Genomic DNA, 17,149 nt, shown 5'->3' with positions numbered 1-17,149 from the left:
CTAGAGTAAACCTTCCTGTTCAAGGAATTCTCTTGCTACATCCTCTGGCTGTTTATCTTCGAAATCGACTTGATAATTCATCTCTGTCATTTGCTCATCTGTTATCTTACCCGCTAGCTGTCCCAATATGTCAGCAAGCTCTGGGTATTCATCAAGTGTCTCCTGACGCATTAGCGGAGCGCCTTGGTATGGCGGGAACAGATTTTCTGGATCGTCCAACGTGACAAGATCCAAATCTCTAATATAACTGTCTGTCGAATAGGCATCGATAATATCTACATCATTCGCTTCGACAGCTTGTTTGCGTATACCAGGATCCAATGTAGTCAGATCACCAAACTCGACTCCATAAAGGTCTTGTATACCTAAATAACCGTCTTCCCTGTCACTGAATTCTAATGTGAAACCAGCCGTCATCTCATCATCCATTTTGCGGAGGTCCGCAATGGTCTGTAAGTCGTTTTCTTCTGCGAATGAACGCTTCACCGCAAGTGTATACGTATTATTGTACGCCATCGGCTCCAGATATACCATGTCGAACGTTTCACTCATAGCTTCCTTCGCCTGCTCGTATACTTCCTGACCGTCATTACTTTCTGCTTGCTCACCAGCTAGTGTTACTAATGCAGTGCCGCTGAATTCCGGATAAATATCAATACTGCCGCTTTTCAATGCCTCAAACAGGAAATCTGTTTTCCCGAGATTCGGCTCTAATTCTACCTTCAAATCAGATTGATCCTCGATAAGGAGCTTATACATATTGATTAGAATGTTAGGCTCTGCATTCAGTTTTCCAGCGATTACAAGATCAGGCTGATTATCTTTAGCAACCACAAACGGTGTAACGACACCGATTATAGCTACGAGAAGCAAAACAACCAATGATTTAAAGCCAAACTTTCGGCTCGTTCGCTCGAAGATTCGTATAACCAAATCCAGCAAAATAGCAAGTAAAGCTGCCGGAATCGCACCAAGCAAGATGAGATTTACATCACCGCCACGATCAATTCCTAAAAGAATCAGTTCTCCGAGACCGCCGGCACCGATCAAAGCAGCAATAGTAGTAGTACCAACAATCATAACCATCGCAGTCCGTATACCCGCCATGATGATTGGCATCGCGAGTGGAAGCTCTACTTTCCGCAGACGACGGAAACTGTTCATTCCCATTCCTGTAGCTGCTTCTTTTAAAGCCGGATCAACTTCGGCGATACCGGTATATGTATTGCGGAGGATCGGAAGAAGTGCATAAATGATAAGTGCCACAACTGCAGGCTTCGTCCCGATACCTATCAATGGAATCAAGAAGGCCAAAATAGCGAGACTAGGGATTGTCTGCAAAACTGCCGCTACTGCTATAATCGGTTCTGCCAGCTTTTTGGAGCGGCTCAGCAGGAGACCAAGAGGTACTGCAATTGCTATACTGATAAGCAAAGCAATGATAGATATTTGAAGGTGTTCACCTAATGCTGACCAAAAGGAATCACTTCGCTGCTCGAATACGTTTAAGAATTCGCTCATTGTGTGACCACCCCATTCTTGACTTCGGTCTTACTCGCTAAATAAGTCAATAGCTCTTGTTGCGTAAGTGTACCGATTAGTTCATTGTTCTTAGTGACAGGAAGGATGCTAGTACCGGTATTTTCAAACACACTTACTGCTTCCAATACATTCATGTCATTCGGAATTTCTATCACATTTTGCTGTTTGCCATGCTCCACTGCACACAATACTTGTCCGTCATCAGTTGAAAGAATATAAGCTAGCTCCGAGTCAAAATTTCCTTCTTCGTATGCTGTTTGTGTCAGAATACGCGAAACTGTTTGGGAAGCTACAATATCTACCGCGGTCTGCCAAGGTGATTTTTTATCTCCTATAAAGTTGCGGACGAAGGAATCACGCGGCTCAAGTATTAGTTTTTGCGGTGTGTCCACTTGGATGATCTCACCAGCATTCATAAGACAGATTCGATCACCTAACGCTGTTGCTTCATCAATATCATGCGTTACGAAAACAATCGTCTTTTTAATCTGCTTCTGTAATTTACGTATATCTTTTTGCAGTCCTTCTCTGCTGATTGGATCCAATGCACTGAAAGGCTCATCCATCAGCAAAATTTGCGGATCCGCAGCTAGGGCTCGAATCACTCCGACTCGCTGCTGCTGGCCACCGGATAATTCAGAAGGCTTCTTTTTCATATAGATGGATGGCTCCATTCCCACCATTTGCATCAGTTCTTTTGCACGATCGTGAATTTCTTTTTTCTTCCACTTTTTCATTTCTGGAACAACAGCAATGTTCTCCTCTACAGTCATATGTGGAAATAAAGCAATCTGCTGCAGAACATAGCCGATATTCCAACGTAGTTCGTGTATGTTGTATTCTTTCAATTGTTTTCCGTTTATGTATATATCGCCTTCTGTAGGTTCAACAAGCCGGTTAATCATTTTCATCGTCGTTGTTTTGCCGCAGCCGCTTGGACCAATGAGTGTGAGAAGTTCGCCCTCCTTTATCTTTAAATTAAAATTTTTGATAGCCTCAGTTCCATCGGGGTAAGTCTTTTGTACGCCTTTGAATTCAATCATACCTTCACCTCGTATTATGTACTAAGTGTTCTCATACCCTTGCACCTAGGGATTTAATCCTATAGTATGTAAAAAGTTATGCCCATCCATGATACTTCGTGCTAAAATGGATAAGCAAGTAATAGGAACGTTTCGTTGTTAAAGGAGAATGTATATGGAATACGTGTTATTCATCCTGCTCGCCTATGTGATCGGTTCAATTCCATCTGCCCTGATTGTCGGCAAAGTAGGCTATAATATAGATGTAAGAGAGCATGGAAGCGGTAATCTTGGTGCGACAAACACATTCCGGATTCTCGGTAAAAAAGCCGGAACAATTGTTTTGATTGCAGACATCTTAAAAGGAACAATCGCTACAATATTGCCTGTTCTGTTCGGGTTCGATTTATATCTGCTCGTCATCGGTCTTGGAGCGGTCATCGGACACGTTTATCCGGTATTTGCTCGTTTCAAAGGTGGAAAGGCTGTCGCGACTTCAGCTGGAATTATATTGGGCGTAAATGCACTGCTTTTCGCCATTATTATTGCAAGTTTCGTCATCGTGCTGCTTGTCAGCAAATATGTATCTCTTGCTTCCATGACAGCAGGCGTTGTCGGCGTTGTTGTCTCGATCTTTATCGCACAGGATATCGTTCTTACTATCGTTCTCGGATTGCTGGCTATCTTTATCCTCTATAAGCATAGACAGAATATAGTCCGGATCATCAGACGTGAAGAACCGAAAGCGTCCTTCCTCGTGAAAAACAATTCCAGGTAAGCGGGATTGTTTTTTTTCATTTTCCCGGGAATTACTCGGTTCAGACAATTGAATTACGAGCTTAGCATCGGGTATACTTTAAGCTAGTCCATGCGACTTTGAAAGGAGTACAATTATGCAACACCTACACACACCAACTAGAAAAGAGCTGCCATCAAAGGCAGAACGTCACAAATTGTTCGGCTCCGTTGAGCCAGGCAAGAAGACGAAACCAGAAAACAAAGCCGATATGGCTGACTTACAAAATACGAAAAAGAACTTTCTTTTCCATATAGATGCAGTCGGCATTGCGAAAGTAAAACATCCGATCCAAGTGATCAGCAATACGCGTCCTGCTATGCAGACGACAATTGGAACGTTCGAATTTACCTCCAGCATTCAGCAAGATAGCAAAGGTACAAATATGAGCCGATTTACTGAACAGCTGGATTTGTATCATAAGAATGGATTTACTGTGTCAGTTAAAAGCTTACAGACATTCGTTGCTGAGCTTGCAGACCGCTTAAAACAAGAGGATGCACGTGTGAAAGTAACATTTCCATGGTTCTTTGAGCGAAGCGGCCCTGCTTCGGGGATGACTGGATTAAATCATGCTGACGCTACGCTTGAAGTAGCATATGACAAACATACCGGCTTCCGCACGACTGCTAAGCTTTCCGGCACAGTGACAACACTATGTCCTTGCTCTAAAGAAATCAGCGAATACAGCGCACATAATCAGCGTGGTATCGTGTCAATGGAAGTGCAGCTGACAGATGCGTTTGATGAAGACGTTCGTGACTGGAAAGAAGACTTGCTCGAAGCTGCCGAAAGCAATGCGAGCGCACGAATTCACCCTGTTCTAAAGCGTCCGGATGAGAAGATGGTTACGGAAACTGCCTACGAAAACCCTCGTTTTGTTGAGGATATGGTCCGTCTTGTTGCAGCTGATTTGTATGAGCTGAACTATGTGGAGAAATTCACTGTATCATGCAATAACGAAGAATCCATCCACCTGCATGATGCTGTAGCCACATTAAGCTACGACAAACGCGACGAAGAGGAGTAAGCAGATGGACAAGGTATTTTTAGCCTTGATCCGTTTCTATCGCCGATTTATCAGCCCTGTAACGCCGCCATCGTGCCGTTTTTATCCGACATGTTCCCAATACGGACTCGAGGCAATTAAGCGGTACGGTGCATGGAAAGGCGGCTGGCTCACCATTAAGCGTATTGCTAAATGCCAGCCTTTTCACCGGGGTGGTTTTGATCCAGTACCAGGTACAACGTGTGAGCACCATCATGAAAAAAAGCAGTAATCCCAAAAGGATTACTGCTTTTTATTTTGGAGCAGCTGAAATCTCTCCAGTTGCTCCCATTGCTGTTCTGCTTGGAGTATCCGAAGCTGATAGTCACCAATTAGATCGAAATGAAGCAGTTCCTCATGCTCATCAATCCAAGCTTCCTGTAAACCGTACTGCGCTCCCCAATCTATCAGCTTTTGCCGATCGGCACAGCCTGCTTTTGTCACTGTCTTTGCTTCAGGAAACCGCGCATCCAGCCAATAATGGGTCAAAAAAGCAACCTCTCCTTGGCGTACACGCTCCTTCCATATTTTCAGTTCATTACGTTTGATCCCAAAAGCCATCTGTTATGCTTCCAAAGCTTTCGAATAAGCAGCATGCCATTCCGGCAGGGAACGGCGAATGGATACCGGGCGGAAGGTTTCCTTTTTCACGACTGTATGAGTCGACGTTCCGGAAACACAAAGCTTACCATCTTCATTTTTGATTTCGTAGCGATACATCGTCCGAATGCCATCATAAGAATGCAGCCACGTCTCCACAACCGGCTTTTCTCCGTACCGTACTGGATAGTGGAAGTTTAATTTGGCATCCACAACTGGGGAAAGAAAGCCATCATCCTCCATCGCTGCATAGCGTAGACCTAATGTTTCTATAAAGTCGGTTCGGCCAATCTCAAACCAAACAAGGTAATTCACGTGATACACAACACCCATTTGGTCTGTCTCGCCGTATCTTACATTTATTTCTGATGTTGATTTCTTCATAAAGCACTTCTCCTAACCATTTCCCAAGCATTTTCTATATCTTTTTTCTCCAGCACATCCATTTCTATCTGCTCTTGTGCTTCTACAAGTCGAAGTGACTGGAACTGGATTGCTTCATCCAAGAGATTCGTAACGAATCTGGCATTTCCTGCTACTGTTACTGCTTCTAGACGATCTTTCAGGAAAGCTTCTGCTTCTTCTGAAAGGGTGTACGCATAATTTTCCATCGCGTGCTTAAATATTGCGACGAGTTCTTCACTATTATAATCTGGGAAGATGAAATACTTCTTAAAACGCGAAGCGAGTCCTGGATTGCTGTCGATAAATTGCTTCATCTCCTGCTGATACCCTGCAAGTACCACTACCAAGTTTTCATTATGCTTCGTCATCTCATCTACAAGCGTGTCAATTGCTTCTTTACCGAAATCTTGTGAACCACGGAACAAGCTGTACGCTTCATCGATGAATAATACTCCGCCAAGAGCATCGCGGATAACTGTTTTTGTTTTCGCAGCTGTTTGGCCAACATATCCCGCCACCAAATCACTTCGCGAAGCAACGACTAAATGTCCTCGCTTCAGCAATCCGCGCTCTTTCAGGATAGCAGCATAGATTTTTGCAATCGTCGTCTTACCCGTTCCTGGATTACCAGTAAAAACAGCATGCAGCTGAATTGGAACTGCAGGAGCTCCTTTACTTTTCCGTGCCTGCTGAATTTGCACAAAGGATGATAGTTTTTTCACTTCTTCCTTAATCGATTGTAGACCGATCAGCTGTTCCAGCTGCTGTAATGGTTCTGATTCATTTTCGTTTTGTTTTGGGTCTTTCACATCTTGTGCTGCCAGTGTCATATGATCAATCCAGGAATCTGTCGTCAGCTTTCGATCAGCTCCTTTTTGAAAAATGATGCGCAGCACAATATCCCTGACGGTCCGGGCATTACCGAATGTATCATCTACACGCGCTTGTTCGATGTTATCCTGCACGAGACGCAGAGCTTCGTCTGTAAAGAAGAAATCGTTCGAAAGTGCCGTATTCTCCGCAATTTGCAGGAGCTCCTCCGTCTCGAAGTCCGGGAGCTCGATGTAGTTTTGATCAGGTATTCTGCTGCGAAGACCAGGATTTGCAAACAAAAACTGACGAGTCTCTTCAGGATAACCCGCAAGAATAACAGCGAACTTACCACCATATTCACTGCTTGTCATACTGGAGACAAGCGTATCAATTACTGCCTGTCCATAATCATTTCCGCTCTGACCTTCTCGTTTTAAGCTGTACGCTTCATCTATGAACAGCACGCCGCCGATGGCCTGACGCACATAATTTGTCGTGTTCTCTTCACTCTGACCAAGATACGAACCAACCAAATGGGAGCGATTAACTTCGACAACATGATCAGATTCTAATAGTCCAAGCTGATGATACAGCTTAGCCAGCAAACGAGCTATCGTCGTTTTACCCGTTCCGGGGTTCCCTGTGATGACCATATGAAGACCCGGTTCATCTACCATCTGGAACCCAAATTGCTTTCTCTCCTGCTGATAACGCAGATAATGATAATAGTCGTGAATGTACGTCTTTACATCCTGCAGTCCGATCAGCTGATCCAGCACTTCTAGCGGACGGCTCTCGCTCGCCTGACTCAAAACATCAGGTAGCGCTTCCTTTACAGCTGTCAGGGATTTCAATATTTGCAGAACGGTTGCGTTCATAGCTGTAACTGGAGAACCAGTCTTTCTATTTTCTATCGTATCAATTGTCTGTTCCAGCAGAACAAGTAAATCCTCTAATTCCTCATAAGAACGGTTATATGCCGATGCAATTTTGCTGGCACCATCAATTCTGCGCGGATAAGCCTGTAATGCATCCGTCAGCTGACTGTGTAAGGATTGAGATTTCTTCAGTTTTGCAGGATCGAAATCCGTTTCCCTTATCGACCATACTGGCAATTCTGTATTCATCAATGCCTGGTAGTATTGATTCACTTGTGCGAATTGGTCGATTTCCATCACGATTGGATGAGTCCGTTCAGATGCAGCGAGCAGCTGTCTGCTGATTGGATCCTGTTTATGCACGCGCATGATCCGGTAAAAAGCGATGATCCGATACAAGCCTTGTCTTAAGGCTTCTTCCCCTGTATCAAGCTCTGATGCCATACGTAACGCCTCTATCTCTGATAGAGGCGGTGAGATGTCCATTGAACTCCATGCAATCACTTGTTCGGTCAGGGTTTTCTCTGTCTGTGCCACAAGTATGCCCCCTTTTCTACCATTATTTTAGCATACTACAGCCAGACAGGTGAACTGGCGGGACTTTATTTAACCCATTCCTCCAGCTGTTTCTTCGACACGGGGCCCGGAATAACCCGCTGATTGCCGGTTTTATCCACAACGATAGTGAAAGGTACCGCAACTTGCCGGAATTGATGTGCGACAGCACCGTCCTTATCAAGATAAACAGGTACTTGAAGTGCACTTTTCTCTACAAAGGCTTTCACTTGCTTATCGCTACGCTCACTCTTGGTAGCATTGATGCTATACACACTTACCTTTTTGCCTGCTGCAGCATGAAACTCTTCCAGTTCTGATAAATCCGATAGACATGTATCACACCATGTTGCCCAATACATAATTACAACCGGCTTCCCATCCGCACGTTCGATCAAAGCTTCGACAGATTCCAGTTCTACCGTTTTAGCTTGTACAATGGACGGAAAGATGAACAGCATAAGGCACAAGAGAAGTAATCCTCGTTTCATAAATATTCCCCCTTCGCCGTTTATTTTGGGCTAAAGAGAACCAAACTAACCAAAAAAGAAGCAGCCATTTCGGCTGCTTCTCCATAATTCTTATGCATGTTGCAGTTTGTCACGCAATACCATGTTCAAAATACCGCCATGACGATAATAATCAATCTCCACTTCACTGTCAAAACGTGCTACTGCTTCGAATTCAGTTACTTTGCCATCTTCAGCAGTTGCTTTTACTTTAACAATATCACGAGGAGAAACATTTTCATCAACTGAAACGTCGATGCTTTCGCGACCAGTCAAGCCAAGGGATTCCGCGCTCTCGCCAGACTGGAACTGCAATGGCAGTACACCCATCATGACGAGGTTCGAACGGTGAATCCGCTCAAAGCTTTGCGCGATGACTGTCTTGATTCCGAGCAAGTTCGTACCTTTTGCTGCCCAGTCACGAGAGCTTCCCATGCCGTAGTCTTCTCCAGCAAAGATTGCCAGCCCTGTCTGATCAGCTTGATATTTCATTGCTGCATCATAAATCGGCATTACTTCATCTGTCGGCCAGTAAGTTGTGTAACCGCCCTCTGTACCTGGTGCCAGCTGATTGCGGATACGGATGTTTGCAAATGTTCCGCGCATCATTACCTCGTGGTTACCACGGCGGGAACCATAGGAGTTAAACTCGCGAGGTGTAACACCTTTATCTTGCAAATATTTACCTGCTGGCATATCTTTCGCAATTGCACCAGCCGGGGAGATGTGGTCCGTTGTCACGGAGTCGCCAAACTTCCCGATTACGCGCAAGCCTTGTAACGGCTGCACTGTGCCGCTTCCTCCAGAGATGTTCTCAAAGAAGGTAGGATTCTGGATATAAGTAGATTCCGCATCCCATTTGTAAAGCGGTTGGTCTGTTGTGTCGATTTCATTCCATTTAGCATTGGAGTTGAAGACATCTTCATACTCTTTGCGGAAGATTTCCGGTGTAACAACCTCAGCAACTGCATCACGAATTTCTTTGTGAGTTGGCCATAGGTCTTTGAAATACACTGCTTTTCCGTCTTTATCGGTTCCGATTGGATCATTATCCAAGTCGATATCTACTGTACCTGCAAGTGCATAAGCCACAACTAGAGGCGGTGAAGCCAAATAGTTAGCACGCACAAGCGGGTGAATACGACCTTCAAAGTTACGGTTACCAGAAAGCACAGATGCTACCGTCAAATCGTTAGAAGAAATCGCTTCTTCGATTTCAGGAGACAACGGTCCAGAGTTACCGATACATGTTGTACAGCCGTACCCTACAAGCGTAAAGCCTAATTGGTCAAGATATGGCGTCAAACCTGCATCATCCAAGTAGCGTGTTACTACTTTAGAACCTGGTGCAAGGGATGTTTTCACATACGCTGGCACATTCAAACCTTTTTCAACTGCGTTCTTTGCAAGAATTCCTGCTCCAAGCATAACGTATGGGTTAGATGTATTTGTACAGGAAGTGATCGCAGCAATTGCGACAGCACCTGTTTTCATCGTGGATGTCTTGCCATCCGGATGGTGTACATCAACTGTTTTATCGAATTCACTCTTATCAAGTCCGAATCCTTGGTTGCCAGACGGTGCAGTGATTGAATCAACGAATGATTTCTGCATTCCGGAAAGCGGGATCAAATCCTGCGGACGCTTCGGACCAGAAAGGTTAGGCTCCAATGCGGAAAGATCGATTTCCACCAATTCTGTATACTCAGGATCGCGCGTTTCCGGTGTGTACCAGAAGTCGTTTTCCTTCGCATACTTCTCAACCAAGTCAATTTGTTCCTGGCTTCTGCCTGTCAGATGCATGTAGTTCAGTGTTTCTTCATCAATTGGGAAGAAACCGCATGTCGCTCCATATTCCGGCGCCATATTCGAGATTGTCGCACGATCCGCAAGCGGCATATCCGCAAGTCCCGGACCGAAGAATTCTACGAATTTACCGACCACGCTCTTTTGACGGAGCACTTGTGTCACCTTCAGAGCCAAGTCGGTCGCAGTGGAACCAGCTGGCATCGAACCAACGAACTTCACTCCAATTACATCAGGAGCCGGGAAGTAAGATGGTTGTCCAAGCATACTTGCTTCTGCTTCGATACCGCCGACACCCCAGCCAAGGACACCAAGTCCATTGATCATTGTCGTATGTGAATCGGTACCAACCAATGTATCAGGATAAGCAGTATACGAACCGTCTGCATCCTCGTTACCATGGACGACATTCGCTAAGTATTCCAGGTTAACCTGGTGGACGATACCAGTTGCAGGCGGAACAGCACGGTAGTTATCAAATGCTTTCTGTGCCCAATTTAAAAATTCATAACGTTCTTTGTTTCGCTCAAATTCCAATTCCATGTTCACTTTCAGCGCGTCTTGCGTGCCATACTTGTCAACCTGTACGGAGTGGTCAATGACCAGATCCACCGGAATTTCCGGATTGATTCGATCTGCATCTCCTCCAAGGTCGACCATCGCTTTCCGAAGGGAAGCGAGATCCACGACTGCCGGTACACCGGTGAAGTCCTGCAGGATAACACGGGAAGGCTTGAATGGTACATCGGTAATGTTCCCATTCCCCCAGTTTGCTAAGCCTTCTACATGCTCGTCCTTAATTGCAAAGCCATCATGCTGACGAATCAGCGACTCTAGCAGTACACGAATGGAGAATGGCAAACGGGATACTGTTCCGAGGCCTTTCTCTTCAAGCGCTTTCAATTGATAGTAATTGTACGTCTTTCCGTTTAATTCAAACTGTTTCTTTGCGTTGTATGAATTATTTCCCACCATCGTATGAACAAACCCCCTTGTGAATTAGCCTGCCCTATCACAATCTTATGATAGAACAGCACGAGCTAACATCGATTTGCACTTTTTATTCTAAATGAAAACGATTCATAAGTAAATTAATTAAGAGCAAAAAACACGCGTAAAATAGGGAATAGTAGCGCATTTTGCGCTGCACCTATAGATTTTGATAACGCTCGCATAAGGCTTTTGGAGGGAGGAATAATAGGTACTACGGAGGTGAGAAAATGGGAGATCAGAAAGGGAAACAACGCAAACACCCAGAAAAGGTAAATGAGCCGCTAAGCGGATCTAAGAAGGTAAAAAACAAAAATCATAGCAGACAAAAACACAATAGTTCTCACGACATGTAAAAGAAACATGGCCTCTTGCAGAAGAGGCCATGTATAAATATTATAAGCTAATTGGCAGGGACGCTCTGAAGGTGCTCCCCTTCGTTTCATTGCGTAGAATATCAAGTGCACCATTATGCTTGTCCAGTATTTGCGTACAGATCATTAAACCAAGACCCGTCCCTTCTTTCTTCGTCGTAAAGAAAGGCTCCTTGAGCTTAGCAAGCACCTCGTCCGGTATTCCTGGTCCCTCATCCACTACGTCTACTATACAGTCATTACCTTCTTGACGCTGCCGAATATCAATCTTACCGCCATTCGGCATCTCTTCAAGCGCATTCTTTATAAGATTGATAAAAAGCTGCTTGATTTGAGATCGATCACAGAGCAGTTTGCTATTTTCACCTTTTTCAAAGCTAATCTGGACATTCTGCAGACGCGCCTGAGAATAAAGCAGTGTAATGACATCCTGCAGCATTTCATGAATCGTTTCCGGTTCTTTGTTTTCTGCTACTGGCTTTGAAATGAATAGAAGCTCTGATGTGATTGTTTCAATTTTCTCTATTTCTTCAACCATAATCTGATAATATTCTTCTTTGCGGCTGATTCCGGCTTGAATGAGCTGGAGGAAACCTTTTAGACTAGTAAGCGGATTACGTATCTCATGCGCAATTCCCGCTGCAAGCTGTCCAGCCACACTCATCTTCTCTGAACGAAACATCATCTCTTCTATTTCTTTCTTATCGGACACATCCTTAGCAACGCCGACATAATAAGGTACGCCCTGATTCTCTGTCAAAGAGATGCTCGCTTCCATCCAAATATGTTTGCCACGGTTATCCAGTATTGTCAGATGGAATCGCTGTGGCCATTCTGTCGTAGACTCAAACCTATTCCGTAAGACAGGCACGTCACATGAATCTAAATACGCCAAAGAAGATGTACCGACTACTTCTTCCGGCAAATAGCCAAGCAGCCTTGTAATCGACGAAGATGTATAGTGAATGATACCTTCGTAGTCACAGACGAAAACTATATCAAATCCGTTTTGATCGATCCATTGCAGCATCGGTGCGGGAAGTTCAGCCAAAGAATGTGGATCAAAGCCAGTCGGATTAAATGAAGCCGCTTCTTTCTTTTTCTCTGTCTTATAGTCGTCTTCGTTCAAGCTCCTTCGCCCCCTTTTATGTGACCTTGTTCGTGCATCTATGTATGTATTAGTCCTTTTGTTAAGTATGTTACTACAATTATAGAAAAAACAAAACGTCCATACCACGATTTTCCTAAAACTTGTATAGACAAAACCTTTATATGAAAAAAGACCTTCTTACTGGAAGAAAGTCTTTTGACAACCATCAGGTGATCTGTAAGCTTCTCTCAAGCCGTTTGTACTTCCAAAACATCGCAATCCGCCAGGAAACGATCATACCGAATGCCAATAGGAAGAACACACCGCCCATCTCTCCGATTTCAATCGTCTGGCCGATAGCAACCTTCAACAAGACTCTAACAAATACGAGTCCAACAATGATTACTGCGAAAGCTTTTGAAGGCTTCAGAAAAATCTGTTCGTCCCGTACTTCGAAATTAGAAGTTAAGATCAAAAGACTTGAGAAAATAATCCCAGCTCCAAGTGAGAACCAGACTTCCCACCACGGCACACGAAACACCGGAAAAAGAAACATTAACGCACCAGTACTCATAAACAACGGCGGCAAAATGATTTTCTTCGCCGTCACCGGTCTGGCAGCTGCCCGCATTCGGACCATTGCAACAGCAAGGCCCATACAGGCAACCAGGATAGTACTAATGATAACAGGTAATGTCATACCCTTACCTTCTTTCAATTTACATTTCTTTAATTGAGAATACGTTCAACTGTCTCTATGACCCTTGCGTCCTCGAAAGGCTTCGTAATGAAGTCCTTCGCGCCAAGCTCGATCGCTTGCATGACAATACGTTGCTGCCCCATGGCAGAGCACATAATCACCTTTGCGTTCGGATCCTGCGTGATAATCTCTTTTAAAGCTGCAAGCCCATCCATGTGCGGCATTGTAATATCCATAAAGACGATATCAGGCTCTGTTTTCCGAAATTGCGAAACAGCCTCATGTCCGTCTGCTGCTTCTCCAACAATTTCATAATTGTTTTCAGTAAGCAGGCCACTCAATGTTTTCCGCATGAATTTTGCATCATCTACTATTAGTATCTTTGCCACTTGCATTCTCCTCACTGCTTGAACGATCTTGTGCGATTGACAGGATGATCGTAAGAGCTACACCAATAACGGTAAGATAGACCCCTAGATCAAAAAGCGTCGCTGTAGCCAATTCCAGCTCCCCTAAAACAGGCAAATGGATATACGTAAACGTCTGGCTCAGAAATGGCTGTCCAAATAGGAATGATCCTGCACTAGACAGGATAGCGATAAGCACACCCGTTACTGTCAAAACACGATAGTTGATCGGCAAGATCTTACTGACCGTTTTGACGCCATAAGCCATATACATGAGCACCAGAGCAGCAGCAGTCCCAAGTCCTCCTATGAATCCTCCACCCGGAGAATTATGGCCTGAAAAGAACAGATAGACCGAAAATCCGAGCAACAAAAAAGAAATGAGCACGGTTGTTGTTTTGAAAATAAGATTATTCGGTGAAAATTCCACATTCGACACCCTTTCCCTACATATTCTAAACTACTTCTCTCCTTTTTTCACGATTTAAAAACCGTAAAAGGAGAAAAAACTGGCTAGATAAGAAGTAATCTTTGTTGTTAGATCAAATAAAAGCAGAATACCTATCAGAATCAGGAAATATCCACTAATTTCATGCAGTATTTTTCCGGTTCTCTTTAATCTCTGCAACCGGGATCCAAAAAATCCCCAAATAAAAAATGGAATACTGAAGCCTAATACATAAGCTGCCATAAGCGGAACGGCCCCAAGGGGCTGCAATGCGGCGCTAGCCATGATGCCTGCCAGAATAGGACCTGTACAAGGTGTCCACCCCATAGAGAAGGAAAGTCCAATCAGGAACGAACCAGCATATCCAGGTGGCCTGCTTTTAAAACGAAGCAAAGTTTTTGATGTCTGCCACCTTCCTCCTAGCAACCCTATCTGCACTGCACCCAGCAGTATCAGAATGATCCCTCCAAAAACTCGTATGTAAGACTGATATGTAAAAAGCCATTCAGATAACGCCAGTGCGCTGTAGCCAAGCAGTAAAAAGATCGAAGAAAAGCCAATCAGGAAGAAAATTGTATGCAGTAACCATTTGGAAGAATGCCTTTCTTTTTCAGGTGAGCTTGGATTAACACCTGCCAAATAAGACAGAAATGCCGGATAAAGAGGAAGTACACATGGTGAAAGAAAAGAAAGGAATCCAGCAGTTACAGCCAGCAGTATAGTTACTTCCATATGAATTCCTCCTGTTAATACACTTATAAGTAAAAGGAACCCCGTAATTGGGATTCCAGCTTAAACTTCAATATATCATAGTTTAGAACATACCTACAGTTTGAGCATTTCGGTCTTTGATCACTCGATTATTAACATACCGATGGAATAGCCACTCACCGATCCCGATAATGACAGTGGCTATCAGAGAAGCTAGGATGACATTATTCTCGGGTTCCAGCAATGCATTTCCAAGTGTCCACAGCACAATGAAACTCAAAACCGCATCACTTACAGTCGCAATAGCATTCCGCTTCGGATAATCTCCGTTTGGTTTACTTCGGTCACCTGACCTGCTTAAAACAAGCAAATCACCAATTATATAGGCCGCTAACGTCAAGACAGCACTCATAAGCAGCACCGCCCCTACTCCTGCATTGAAAACAAGGGTGAAAACAATTAATAAAACAGCCAGAATCATGATGAACTTAATCAACAGTGCTTTCACATGTTTCATTTTGTTCACTCCTTTTTTCTTTCAAATACCATTATCACTGCAGCTTCAAACCTATTTGTTTGTATTAAAAGTGTTGCCTGCTTCATATGTTTCATACCTTGGCTTTCATTAAGAGGCTTATCCATTAAGGATCATCAACGCTGTTTTGGTATCATAATTTTTATAATTCTTTATCTATCGCTAAAGAATTAATCCTAACTAAAAGCTGATTTATTGCATTATAATCCGGCTTGTCAGGAAGTGGTGAATGCTCTGCTGCTTGTTTAAGATCATTATCTAACGACTCTATAAGCTCTTCAGCTTCACCAAAGGTATATTTACCATTCCTACAGTCTAGCAAAAAGCTGCGATTTGGTCTGTATGTGCTAAAGTTACCTGTCTCCAATATCTCAATAGCGCTTGTCAGCAGCCTCACGCTATGCATAAAGAACTTCGTGTCATATCCATAAAGATCAATCAAATCTTGTCTGCCGGATCTGCTATCATTCCTCTGCTTAAGCTTTTGAATCTGAGAGTTAGCATATCCTCCGAACTTCTTTTGTATTTCTCTAGAAAGGAATAGATGCCGACTATCTATTAATTGTTGTCCCAAGTCTGTTATTTTTATGTACTGCTCGTTTTTCAAGAATAATATTTCAATATTATTGGGCACTCCGACCATAGCGTCCTTAACGAACTTTGTGATATGAATAATATTGATATCTATATCGTCTTTCGAATTTTTAAAGTTCTTGCCTCCACTGCTGTTGTATTCGTTGAATGATTCCAGTCCTAAAAAGTAGCTTACTGGTGGGATACAAATTCCTTTATAATCTTTATCCGAGTCCTCCGTATTAGTGCCATATGCATAACTGCCTGTTGGAGCTAAAATGATGGTTCTTTCTTCGAGCCATTCATGACCGATGGATTCCATCTCTTTTCCATCCCCTTCCTTAATCAATAAATAGTGTTATCAAAATAAGCACAATAAAAACTTATGACATATTACACGCTCATCCTTCTCTGAATAACAGATGTGTTAGGTCACCATTTCCCGCATTCATTCATAAACTAAATCCAGATTGCAGCAAATAAAGGATGGGATAGTTATGCTCTATTTTACGGGGTTATTCCTCTTAATCATTGCCGTGAGCTTGGATAGTTTTGGGGTTGGAGTTACTTATGGTATGAGGAAAATCCGCATTTCCTTCATAGCGTTAATAATTATCATGCTCTGTTCTGGAGTTATGGTTTTGACGTCGATGACCATTGGGAGTGTATTAAGTTCTCTTATACCCTCTGGTGTTGCAGAAATATTCGGGAGCTTAATTTTAATTTCGATAGGATTATTTAGCTTATATAATGTTCTTGGATCAAAAAAGAATAAATTCACTGAAGAGAATTCTAAATTAGAAAGTAAATTGGAAGAAAAAGAATGGAAGCTCGAGATAAAAAGATTTGGTTTGTTTATAACAATACTTAAAAAACCACAAATGGCAGATCTGGACCGCTCAGGTACAATTTCAGCAAAAGAATCTCTAATACTAGGCTTTGCCCTTTCACTTGATGCATTTGGTGCTGGAATCGGAGCTACTATGGTCGGGAATTATTCCCCCTTTATAACTGCTATATTAGTATCTTTAATGAGTGGTATATTTATATTCTTTGGGATTAAATCAGGCTTAATTTTAGCAAAAATAAAATGGATGCAACAAGTAGTACTTTTACCTCCATTTCTCTTGATAGCTCTCGGGCTTATAAAAATGCTATAACATCGACACAGACACCAAAAATCCCCTCCTCAAATTAGGAAAGGGGATTTTTATGATGTATTAACTTGACTGAACTTCTCGTTCATTCAAGCCATTATAAATAGAAGTTGCTACCTTCTGATCTTCGTTAGTGGATAACTTATACCGATGTTTTTTGAAAACACTTTTTAAAGGTGTTTCATCTCTC

At 43.2% G+C, this 17,149-nt stretch carries 19 protein-coding genes; 5 read left to right on the top strand and 14 right to left on the bottom strand.

Going from position 1 to position 17,149, the window contains the following annotated elements; genetic code table 11:
• Together GZ22_RS07190 and GZ22_RS07185 are read right to left on the bottom strand one after the other, a co-directional pair.
• Positions 1-1,521 carry an ABC transporter permease/substrate-binding protein gene (locus GZ22_RS07190; RefSeq protein ID WP_038560521.1) on the bottom strand — a complete coding sequence of 507 codons (1,521 nt, stop codon included), beginning with the start codon at positions 1,519-1,521 and terminating at the stop codon, positions 1-3.
• Complete coding sequence (locus GZ22_RS07185; RefSeq protein WP_038560518.1) at positions 1,518-2,585, bottom strand: ABC transporter ATP-binding protein; 1,068 nt, start codon at positions 2,583-2,585, stop codon at positions 1,518-1,520. The genes GZ22_RS07190 and GZ22_RS07185 overlap by 4 nt, the downstream gene beginning before the upstream one ends.
• A gap of 154 nt (positions 2,586-2,739) precedes the next feature.
• Here GZ22_RS07185 and plsY point away from each other — a divergent pair, with 154 nt between their 5' ends.
• From plsY to yidD, 3 genes are all read left to right on the top strand, one after another.
• Positions 2,740-3,342, top strand: coding sequence for a glycerol-3-phosphate 1-O-acyltransferase PlsY (gene plsY, locus GZ22_RS07180; protein WP_038560515.1), 603 nt, complete (start codon positions 2,740-2,742; stop codon positions 3,340-3,342).
• Positions 3,343-3,457: 115 nt separating this feature from the next.
• Entirely contained in the window at positions 3,458-4,390 is a 933-nt protein-coding gene (folE2, locus tag GZ22_RS07175; protein WP_038560512.1) for a GTP cyclohydrolase FolE2, read from the top strand.
• Between the two features lie 4 nt (positions 4,391-4,394).
• Positions 4,395-4,640, top strand: coding sequence for a membrane protein insertion efficiency factor YidD (yidD, locus tag GZ22_RS07170; protein WP_038560509.1), 246 nt, complete (start codon positions 4,395-4,397; stop codon positions 4,638-4,640).
• Between the two features lie 11 nt (positions 4,641-4,651).
• Here yidD and GZ22_RS07165 read toward each other — a convergent pair whose 3' ends face one another.
• From GZ22_RS07165 to acnA, 5 genes are all read right to left on the bottom strand, one after another.
• Positions 4,652-4,969, bottom strand: a complete 318-nt coding sequence (locus tag GZ22_RS07165; RefSeq protein ID WP_038560506.1) for a hypothetical protein — start codon at positions 4,967-4,969, stop codon at positions 4,652-4,654.
• A 3-nt stretch (positions 4,970-4,972) separates the two neighbouring features.
• Positions 4,973-5,392, bottom strand: a complete 420-nt coding sequence (locus GZ22_RS07160) for an acyl-CoA thioesterase (RefSeq protein WP_038560503.1) — start codon at positions 5,390-5,392, stop codon at positions 4,973-4,975.
• Positions 5,389-7,641 carry an AAA family ATPase gene (locus GZ22_RS07155; protein WP_318250011.1) on the bottom strand — a complete coding sequence of 751 codons (2,253 nt, stop codon included), beginning with the start codon at positions 7,639-7,641 and terminating at the stop codon, positions 5,389-5,391. The genes GZ22_RS07160 and GZ22_RS07155 overlap by 4 nt, the downstream gene beginning before the upstream one ends.
• Before the next feature lie 65 nt (positions 7,642-7,706).
• Positions 7,707-8,150, bottom strand: coding sequence for a TlpA family protein disulfide reductase (locus tag GZ22_RS07150; protein ID WP_051748103.1), 444 nt, complete (start codon positions 8,148-8,150; stop codon positions 7,707-7,709).
• 90 nt (positions 8,151-8,240) lie between these two features.
• A complete protein-coding gene (gene acnA, locus GZ22_RS07145; protein ID WP_038560500.1) occupies positions 8,241-10,949 on the bottom strand; it encodes an aconitate hydratase AcnA in 2,709 nt (902 codons plus the stop codon).
• Between the two features lie 245 nt (positions 10,950-11,194).
• Between acnA and GZ22_RS18970 the strand changes: the two genes are divergently transcribed.
• Entirely contained in the window at positions 11,195-11,320 is a 126-nt protein-coding gene (locus tag GZ22_RS18970; protein WP_084160682.1) for a small acid-soluble spore protein P, read from the top strand.
• A gap of 40 nt (positions 11,321-11,360) precedes the next feature.
• Here GZ22_RS18970 and GZ22_RS07140 read toward each other — a convergent pair whose 3' ends face one another.
• From GZ22_RS07140 to GZ22_RS07110, 7 genes are all read right to left on the bottom strand, one after another.
• Positions 11,361-12,467, bottom strand: coding sequence for an ATP-binding protein (locus GZ22_RS07140; protein ID WP_038560497.1), 1,107 nt, complete (start codon positions 12,465-12,467; stop codon positions 11,361-11,363).
• Between the two features lie 187 nt (positions 12,468-12,654).
• Positions 12,655-13,128 (bottom strand): CcdC family protein, encoded by a 474-nt coding sequence (locus GZ22_RS07135; protein WP_038560495.1) that lies wholly within the window; start codon positions 13,126-13,128, stop codon positions 12,655-12,657.
• A gap of 29 nt (positions 13,129-13,157) precedes the next feature.
• The gene (locus GZ22_RS07130; protein ID WP_038560492.1) at positions 13,158-13,523 is read right to left on the bottom strand and encodes a response regulator; all 366 of its coding nucleotides are present in this window, start codon (positions 13,521-13,523) and stop codon (positions 13,158-13,160) included.
• Positions 13,492-13,965, bottom strand: coding sequence for a Na(+)/H(+) antiporter subunit B (locus GZ22_RS07125; RefSeq protein WP_038565755.1), 474 nt, complete (start codon positions 13,963-13,965; stop codon positions 13,492-13,494). The genes GZ22_RS07130 and GZ22_RS07125 overlap by 32 nt, the downstream gene beginning before the upstream one ends.
• A 54-nt stretch (positions 13,966-14,019) precedes the next feature.
• Complete coding sequence (locus GZ22_RS07120; protein WP_038560489.1) at positions 14,020-14,715, bottom strand: cytochrome c biogenesis CcdA family protein; 696 nt, start codon at positions 14,713-14,715, stop codon at positions 14,020-14,022.
• A gap of 82 nt (positions 14,716-14,797) precedes the next feature.
• Positions 14,798-15,211: a YndM family protein gene (locus tag GZ22_RS07115; protein WP_038560486.1), complete on the bottom strand. Its 414-nt coding sequence runs from the start codon at positions 15,209-15,211 to the stop codon at positions 14,798-14,800.
• A 160-nt stretch (positions 15,212-15,371) separates the two neighbouring features.
• Positions 15,372-16,124, bottom strand: a complete 753-nt coding sequence (locus GZ22_RS07110; protein ID WP_038560483.1) for a nucleotidyltransferase domain-containing protein — start codon at positions 16,122-16,124, stop codon at positions 15,372-15,374.
• A 175-nt stretch (positions 16,125-16,299) separates the two neighbouring features.
• Between GZ22_RS07110 and ytaF the strand changes: the two genes are divergently transcribed.
• Complete coding sequence (ytaF, locus tag GZ22_RS07105) at positions 16,300-16,962, top strand: sporulation membrane protein YtaF (RefSeq protein ID WP_038560481.1); 663 nt, start codon at positions 16,300-16,302, stop codon at positions 16,960-16,962.
• Positions 16,963-17,149 lie beyond the last annotated feature (187 nt).

The organism is Terribacillus saccharophilus (genome assembly GCF_000725365.1).
Lineage (GTDB): Bacteria > Bacillota > Bacilli > Bacillales > Amphibacillaceae > Terribacillus > Terribacillus saccharophilus.
Note: the sequence above shows the minus strand (reverse complement) of the source record. Positions and strands in the feature narration are given on the sequence as shown.